General features: G+C 64.8%; 3 protein-coding genes and 1 pseudogene. All 4 read right to left on the bottom strand.

Annotated features, from left to right (window positions below):
* Positions 1-41: 41 nt before the first annotated feature.
* A pseudogene (locus tag A5625_RS30375) lies at positions 42-1,322 on the bottom strand (AAA family ATPase); the annotation flags it as partial.
* Between the two features lie 642 nt (positions 1,323-1,964).
* Entirely contained in the window at positions 1,965-3,338 is a 1,374-nt protein-coding gene (gene mycP / locus A5625_RS26380) for a type VII secretion-associated serine protease mycosin (RefSeq protein ID WP_067001350.1), read from the bottom strand.
* Positions 3,338-4,822 carry a type VII secretion integral membrane protein EccD gene (eccD, locus tag A5625_RS26375; RefSeq protein WP_067001347.1) on the bottom strand — a complete coding sequence of 495 codons (1,485 nt, stop codon included), beginning with the start codon at positions 4,820-4,822 and terminating at the stop codon, positions 3,338-3,340. Before eccD ends, mycP begins: the two co-directional genes overlap by 1 nt.
* Positions 4,819-8,844 carry a type VII secretion protein EccCa gene (gene eccCa / locus A5625_RS26370; RefSeq protein WP_197516237.1) on the bottom strand — a complete coding sequence of 1,342 codons (4,026 nt, stop codon included), beginning with the start codon at positions 8,842-8,844 and terminating at the stop codon, positions 4,819-4,821. The genes eccD and eccCa overlap by 4 nt, the downstream gene beginning before the upstream one ends.
* Between the last annotated feature and the right edge of the window lie 20 nt (positions 8,845-8,864).

Raw genomic sequence — 8,864 nt, 5'->3', positions numbered from 1 at the left:
CCAGGTCAACGAACGAGGCTTTGGCCCGGCCTCGAAAGTGGCTAGCGGACTGGGTAAGCCGGGTGCTGCCGGGAAAACTTCTCCGAAACGGCACCCGCCAGCTCAAGGTAAGCCCGCGATGTCGCCGGCTTGAGCAGTTCGAAGTCGAAGTGGGCGCCCTCGGCCAAATGCCGTTCGAACGGAATGACATGCGTTGTCTTGCAACGCGCGCCGAAGTGTTCAACGACTTTGTCCACCTTCAGTGCGGCGGAACCGGCTTTCGGTGCGGTCAGCACCACGTGCGCGTCGCGCACCAAAGCCCCGTGGCCGTGCTGGGTGAGCCAGTCCAACGTCGCCGACGCGCTGCGCGCGGAGTCGATGGCGGCCGAGATTACCAATACGATCGCGTTGGCGAAATCCAGTACGCCAGCCATCGCCGAGTGCATGATCCCCGTTCCGCAGTCGGTGAGGATGATGTTGTAGTAGTGCCGCAGAATTTCCATCGTGCGACGGTAGTCGGTCTCGCCGAAGACCTCAGCAACTTCCGGGTCTTGCTCGCTGGCAAGCACTTCAAGACGGCTCGGCGACATGAGGGTGTGATTGCGAACGTCGGCGTATCGTTTGATGTTGTTATCCCGCAACAAATCACGCACGGTCGATGTGGTTGAAGAGTCCGGCACCCTTTCGGCCAGGGTGCCTCGGTCGGGGTTCGCATCTATGGCGATGACCCGGTCGGTGCGTACCGTCGCCAGCGCCGAACCCAAACCCAATGTGGTCGTTGTCTTTCCGACGCCGCCTTTGAGCGACAAGACCGCGATCCGGAAATCGCCCGCGATGGGTTGCCGGATCTGGTCGAACAGTGCCTGCCGATCGCGTTCCTTGCGGGACAGGCCCGGATTGAGGTGCCCACCGGTTGCCTTATACACCGCACGTCGCCATCCCGACTCTGGCGCGTGCCGGGCGGTGTTGTCAATCTCGGCCTCGTCAAGCGACGGTGGCATCGGAAATGCCTGTGGTGAACCGAAATGGGTCGGTGCCGGCCGCCCGGGCACCCCGCTTATCCTCTGCCCAGGGCGGTCCCGAAGATGGCGTGGTCCGGCCGACGGCGAGTCGATTCGACCGGAGCGGTCCGGCGGCGGCTGATCAGGTGGAAGCAACCATGGTAGTGGGCCCTGCCAGCCGGGAGGCGGCGGAGGAAATCCCGGCGACCATGCCGGAGAGGGCCGTTGCCAATCGGGTTCGGCAACTGGTGGGTCGCCGTGCCATGCCTGCGGCGGTGGTGCCTCGGAGTCGGCCGGCCACTGGGGAGCCGCACCGAAATCAGGATCGATCGAAGGAATATAGGACTGCCAGGGCGGCAACACCATTTGCCGAGTTGGTCGTTCCGGTTCCGCCGGCACGACGGCGTCGTCGGAGGCCACCGGCCTCTCATCCGGTAGAGGTATCAGACCATTGTGATGGAGCGGCACGTCAACCGGGCCGGTAGTGGGCTCGTTGATGTAGTCGTCGAATTCGGACTCGTATTGTCCTGCGCTTTCCGGGGATTCGCGGGCCGTCTCTACCGAGATATCGTCAACCGGTTCGGGATGCTGCGCCTGTCGCTGCAACCGTTGTGCTTCCATGCGGGCCATCAGCTGGGCTGCTCTGCCCTCGATTTCGTCGAACTCATCGGAGTCGTGCGGGGCGCCCGGCAAATCGACTGGAGCTTGCGGGTGGTGCGGTGCACGATCATCCGCCGGAGGTGTTTCCGAGTCCGGCCACCCGGAGTCTGCCGCGGCGTGGTCGTCCTTAGAGTTCTCCTCGGACCGACTATGCATGACCAATAGCGCACCTCGATTTACCGGCAGTATCCTTTTTGCTCAATCGTAATGTCAATTGCCACAACTGAACAGGAGATGCCGGACACAGCAGAGGCCCGAGACCAGCCCGGTCGCCCGGCTGACTACGGTAGCTGTCCAGTGAGTCAGTTCGACCAAACCCAAGTTTCACTTCGGTTGCCCCGTCACATTTCTGATCATCACGACGGCGACCGTCGCCAGTGCCGCGCACACGGCCACGACGATCAGGACAATATCGCGGCCCCTGGTGCTGACCGGATGCCGGGCTTTCGGTCGATCAACCGCGTGGCCGGTCAAATGAGACGGCATCTGCGCGGCCGGGGGCAGGTCGTGTGTCAACGCTGCGATCGGGTCGACCACACCGTAGCCGGTTGCGGCATTGGGTCCCTCCGCCGGCGTCTGCGCCGTGCGTTTGATTCGCTCGACGACCTGCTGGGCCGACAAATCGGGAAACCGGGACCGCACCAGGGCGACGACACCGGAGACAAGGGGAGCGGCAAAACTCGTGCCGTTGACCGGAACCGGACCCCGTTGCGGATCTTGCCAAGCGTTCATCAGTCCCGGCCCATTGGGGCTCAGTGACGTGAGTTGCTCTCCTGGCGCCGCGAGACTTACCCATGGTCCATGTAACGAGAAATCACTTGGCTTTCCGTCCGGCGCCACCGCTCCCACGGTCAGCACATAGTCGGCGAACCACGGCGGACTGGCGATCGTGCGTACTGAGCCCCAGTCATCTGCCAGGGGAAGGTTCGGGTCGCGAACGTCGTTCTGCGCGCTGCAAAGCCCTTGTGACCCAACGTTTCCCGCGGCCGCGACGACCACGACGTTTCGCTCGAAGGCATAGCGGACCGCTTGCCCGAGCGATGCGTCATCCATCCCCGCGCCCACCGGCGCGCAGGCCGTCTCGGAGAGATTGATCACCGTGGCACCCAGATCCACGGCGCGGGCTATGGCCAGCGCTAAAGTCCGGGTGTTGCCGTAGCCTGGCGACACCGCGTTGGGGTCGTTCTGACCGGAGGCGGATCCCTTCACCGAGTAAACATCGCTGTTCTGGCGGATCGACAAGATGGTCGCCTCCGGTGCCACGCCGGCGAAGGCGTCATCGGGGCTCGGGGCGGCCGCGATCAGGCCGGCGACCAGGGTGCCGTGCCCATCGCAGTCCGCCAACCCGTCAGACGACGACACATAGTCCCCGCCGGCTTCTAGGGCGGGTAGCCGGGGATGGCGCGACACACCGGTGTCGATGACCGCGACCTTTTGTCCGGCGCCGCGCGAAAACCTCCACGCGCCACTGTAATCAAGCATTGCATCGGCACTCGGGCGCTGCCGGAACTGGCTGCCGGGAAGCACTACGCCCGCGCCGCACTCGGATTTCTGTTCGGTCGGGTCGAGAGGAGCAACGGGGCCGCTGGGCGGTGGTCCTGGCGGCACCAGCGGCGGTTCGACGGCCAGCGCTGGCGCCGAAGCCAGGTCCGTCACCGCGATGAACACCGTGACGACTAGGAACGCAAGCCAGCGCATCACGAAAAACCAAACGATCCGTAAGCACCGACCGCCCACAACGCGAGCGGGATCAACGCCGCGATGACCAGGTAGGTTAAGTAGCTCAGTGACGTCCTCAGGCGCTCAGGCCGCCGTCCGGGCCAGGCGATCGCTCCGATCACCGCGAACGCGACAGTCGTGCCCAATAGCGCGCCAATCGCTGCTAAGGGTATTGGGCGGCTGGCGCCCTGTGCCAGCGCACAAGTCGATATGACAAGTCCGACAGCGGGTATCGCCAATGCGCTACGTTCGACCGCCGTAATGGCCTGTTGTGTGTGAAGCCCCAGCGTCAGCGCGCATCCCAACGCGAATGTCAAGGTGGACCAGTGCACCGGTCCGGAGGTCAGGACTGCGCATGCACCGATCCCGGCACTGATTGCCAAGCCGGTGTAGAGCGCCGAGCGGGTCAAGGTTTCGGACTCGACTCGCGCCCAAACAGCCTCGGCGGCAGGCGATGTGACGGTGTCGATCTGCTTGCGCTCGGCAGTAGCAGCCGAAGGCGACTTGTTTGCCGACCCGGCATCCCTGCGCTCGAAAGCGCGCAGCAACGGCTTTATTCGAGCGAACCGGACGCTCATCCCCGGGACCGCGAGGCAGCCGAGCGCGGCAATCACCGCCAGGCCGGCACCCACCAGGTCGGTGCGCAGCCCTACGGTGTGTGCCACCAGCGCGAGACCACCGAGGGCATAGACCACCTGAACCGCGAGATAACCCCAGTGCCCGGTGCCCACACAGCGAAACAGTGCGGCAGCAACGACGATCATGGCGGCGCAGCCGGCGGCCAATCCGTACCCGCCCAACCTGTGTAGCGCCAGCCACGCGACCGCCGTCGCGATCGGCAGCACCGACCAGGCCAGCGCCGCGCCGATATCGCGCTGCGCATGGCGGCGGTAGGCCAGCGCGGCCGCGCCCGTCAGTAGCAGCCCGACAACCACCGACAGCGCAGCCAAACCAGCGCGGTTGGATGCAAACCGGTTTGCCACCAGGAGGTACACCCACACCGCGGAGGCCAGATACACGCCCGCGAACGCCATCCAGCGTGCCGCGGTGGCATCCCACCCGGGATGGCCGGCTTTGTTCAGCCGCGCGGCAGCATCGACGACGTCGTCGTAGAGCGTGGGCGTGGCCAAGGCCCGCTCGGCGTTCAGGCGTAGCAACTCTCCCTCGGCGACACCGGCTTCGCGCAGGGTGATCTCCGGCAGCAGGGGCGTTTTGCCGCGGTGCCGGCTCAGCGTCCAGATGCTGTTCTTTGCCTCCGTCGTGGACGGATCGTCGGATAAGTCGTCCTGTCCGGCTTTGTGCGTACCGGCAAGCTGAATCAACTGCGGCACCAACCCGACGATCGGAACGTCCAGCGGCAGCGCCACGTCCATCTGAGTTGTGTTGCACAGCAACGACACCCGCACCCGCTGGGCCGCTGCCGAGATCACCTGAAGCTCGTCCTTCGTCAGCGCGCTGGTCATAGGTCGGGCATCCGGGACAGTTGGATCACATCACTTTTCATCGTCCGCGAGATGAGCATGCCGCGACCCGGTGGCATCAGTTGGGCTTTGTAACCGAACAACGCACCCTCGTCTTTGGTGCCGCTCATCACCAGACCGTTACACGAGAGATCCTTTAGCCGGCCGATGATCGGATCCATCATCGCCCGGCCGGCACCGCCGATACGCCGGGCGACCACCACGCGCAGCCCTATATCCCGTGCCTGGGGAAGGTATTCGATCAGCGGCCCCAGCGGGTGTGACATTGATCCGCCGGGGATCAGGTCGTAATCGTCGATCAGCACGTACACGTCCGGGCCCTGCCACCACGAGCGGTCTCTGAGTTGCTGCTGGGTGATGTCGCTCGGGGGCAGCCGCTCCTTGAGTGAGGTTGCCAGCTCCGTCATGACATCCGTGCACGATTGTGCGGCGGTCGCATAACCGTTGAGGTACTCGTTGTCGACGACGCCGAGCAGGGTGCGCCGGAAATCGACCAGGACGATTCTGCATTCCTGCGACGATGCGTTCTCCATCAGGCCGCAGGCGATATTGCCCAGCAGGCCGGTTTTGCCGCATTCGCTGTCACCGAGCACAACCAGGTGTGGTTGTACATCGAAATCCAGTACCACGGGCGCTAATTCGGCCTCGTTGATACCGATCGCAACTTTTGCTCTGCCGAGGGAGTCCGCCCGGCGGGCGGCGTCTACGACGGCGGCGCGGTCCACGCTATGCGGCAGCATCCGGACCTGCGGCGCCTGCCGGTCGCCGTACAGCTGACGAACCGCCGCACAGGAGTTGGCGACGCCGGCAGGCAGATCCTCGATGCCGGAGCTGGAATCCAGGCGTGGCAATCCGATCAGAATGTGCAATCGCTCAGGGCTCATGCCTCTGCCGGGGCGGCCCAGCGGAACGAGTTCGGCCCATTTACGGCCGATGTCACTGTCGATCGGGTCGCCCATCCGGAGTTCGATACGGCTACCGAGCATGTCCTTGACCGCCGGCCTGATCTCCATCCAGCGGCTGGCGGTGACGGCCAGGTGGATACCGTAGGACAGGCCACCGATCGCGATGGCCTGCAACGTCGGTTCGAGCGCTTCGAAATCGCTTCTGATAGTGGCCCACCCGTCGACCACCAGAACCACGTCGCCAAACTTGTCTTGGCTCAGGGGATTCTGCGCCGCGACATCCGGCGGCAACGCGGCCAACTGGGCTTTGCGCTGGCGGAAATCGCGCATCGACTCGATTCCGAGGTCCCTAAAACGCAATTCACGCTCGCGTAGCAACCCGCTGACCTCCGCGACAGTACGGCGGATGCGGTCTGCGTCCATCCGCCCGGCCACGCTGCCGACATGCGGCAGACTCGTCAGGCTGCCCAGTGTGCCGCCCCCGAAGTCGAGGCAATAGAACTGCAGTTGCTCGGGGGAGTGGGTGGCCGCCGCGGCCATGATGAGTGTGCGGATCGCCGTGGATTTGCCCGACTGCGGACCACCGACGACCGCGATGTTGCCGGCGGCCCCCGACAGATCCAGGATCAGCGTGTCGCGACGCTGGTCGTATGGGCGGTCCACCACACCGATCGGCAGCCATAGACGTCCGTTGACGTTGTGCGGATCGTGCCACGTCGAACTCGGCAGCAGGTCGTTGACCGCCGGGCTGGCTTCCAGGGGCGGCAGCCAGACTTCGTGAGCGGGGCGCCCATGGCCGCGCAGCCGGCCGACCACGACATCGAGCAAGGTGATTTTGGTCGGACCCGACGACAGGGGCTCGGGCGCGTCGGCGGGATCGTCGGGCGCCGCTGCCGGTGTGGGATCCTTCTCGACCGGGGTGGCGGTGAATAACTTTGGCGCCTGCGCGCCAAGCAGCGAAACCCGTCCGCTGCGCGAGGCCATGCGGGGGCTGATGTACTCACCGGAGACGTAGGAGGCGTTGAAGCGGATCGGGTCGTCGGCGTCGCACTTCAGGAAGGCAGAGCCGGGGACGCTGGGAAGGTGGTAGGCGTCGGGCACACCGAGCACGCTGCGCGATTCGCCGGCCGAGAAGGTCTTCAGGCCGATCCGGTACGACAGGTGGGAGTCCAGCCCACGCATCCTGCTCTCTTCCAGACGTTGCGATGCCAACAAGAGATGGATGTGCAGTGATCGGCCCAGTCTGCCGATCATCACGAACAACTCGGCGAAGTCCGGCTTTTGCGAGAGCAATTCGGAGAACTCGTCCACCACGATGAACAATGCCGGCAGCGGATCCAATTCGGCACCGTTGGCCCTGGCACGTTCGTACTCGGTCACGTTGGGGAAGTTGCCCGCCGAGCGAAGCAACTCCTGGCGGCGGTTCATTTCGCCGGCCAGCGCATCACGCATCCGGTCGACCATCGTCAACTCGTCTTCCAGGTTGGTGATGATCGCTGCGATATGGGGAACACCCTCGAGTCCGAGAAAGGTTGCCCCGCCTTTGAAATCCACCAAGATCAGGTTCAACGCTTCCGGCGAGTGCGACGTGATCATGGCCAGCACCAAGGTGCGCAGGAACTCGGACTTGCCCGATCCGGTCGCGCCGATGCACAGGCCGTGCGGACCCATGCCGCCTTCGGCGGATTCTTTGATGTCCAGCTCGAGCGGATGACCGGTCGGTGTGTAGCCGACCGGGACCCTTAACCGGCGCCGCGCGGTGATCTGCCGCCACACCTCCTCGGGAACCATCTTGGCGGCGTCGGGAATTTTCAGCAGCGCCATCAATCCGGGATCTGTGGCCCGCGCTTCCGATTCCAGACTGACCAGATGGGCCGCGCCGCCCATCTGGTAACGGCTGAAAACCCTTGCGGTTGCCTCGGCTTCGGCGAGGCTGATGCGATCAGTGGTGGCGAAGCGTTCGGTGCCGGCTGCCGTCCGCGCGCCGACGTCGTCGTTCTCCACCACCAACTGCAGGCTGCGCCCCGACGGGCGCCCCCTGCGGGGACCGTTGAGGTCGAGCACGGTCACGCTGTCCAACCCGGCATCGGTGATCAATCGTTCGTCACCGGCGACGGCACCATCGTCGATCACCACGACAAGCTGGGTGACGCCCTGTGTCGGCGCCGCGTTGCGGCTGAAGCGGCCGCGCTCTGCGAGATCCGACGTCAGCGAATCCTCGAGGAGCCGCAGCGACGGGAACAGCATCCGCATCGGTCCGCATCCATCACGCGCCGACGCATGTTGGGCCTGCGGCAGCCACTTGACCCAGCTCCAGCTGCGGTTGTCGGGATTGGCGGTCACCACCGCGATCTGCAGGTGGTCAGGACCGTGAAAGGCGCACAGCTCCAAAATCATCGACCGGACCAACTGCTGACTGAGTTGGCGCTCACCGTCGAAGGTGATGGTCGGAAAAGCGCGCAGCGAGACCGCTGTTGGCAATGCGTGCACCACGGAATGCGTGCTGACGAAGCGCCGCAAGGCATTTGTCGAGACCGGCTCCAGGTCTTCCGGCGGCCCGGTTTCCGGTGCCAGCAACCGGGTGGCCAGTCGATGCGTACCGACACCGACGCGAACGTGGCAGAAATCACTGTCCGTGGGACGGCGCTCCCACATGCGGCGGGTACCCGCCACCTCGATGAGGGTCCGCGGATCCGGATGGCTCCACTCAAGCGCGGCGCGCTGCGCACACCCGGTTTCTTCGGCGTCGTCGCGTAGGCCTGCCAAGTAGGTGAAGAAGTCCTTGCGCTCCTCGTCGAGTTCCGCCGCGGCCTTGCCGGGTCGACCACTACCTCCCATGAACATGCCCGTTACGGACATGACCATCATCATCGGAAAGATCAGAAATGTCGGGTTGCGGGTGATGTCGCGGCCACCGACCGTGACCATCAACGCGATCATTCCGACGACCGCGACGAGCATCATCACCGGCATCAGCTTGGACAGCAAATTCCCCGCGATGATCCGCGGCACTTCCGGAGGCGATTGAAGTGCGACCTCTCCACCGGGCATTCGCGGCGGCGCTACGCGCAGGCGGCGGACGAACCCTTGTCTTGCCAACCTGCCTCCTGTGGAAATAC

It is taken from the genome of Mycobacterium sp. 1465703.0 (genome assembly GCF_001672975.1).
Taxonomy (GTDB): Bacteria; Actinomycetota; Actinomycetes; order Mycobacteriales; family Mycobacteriaceae; genus Mycobacterium.
This window is presented reverse-complemented; position numbering and strand designations above follow the sequence as displayed.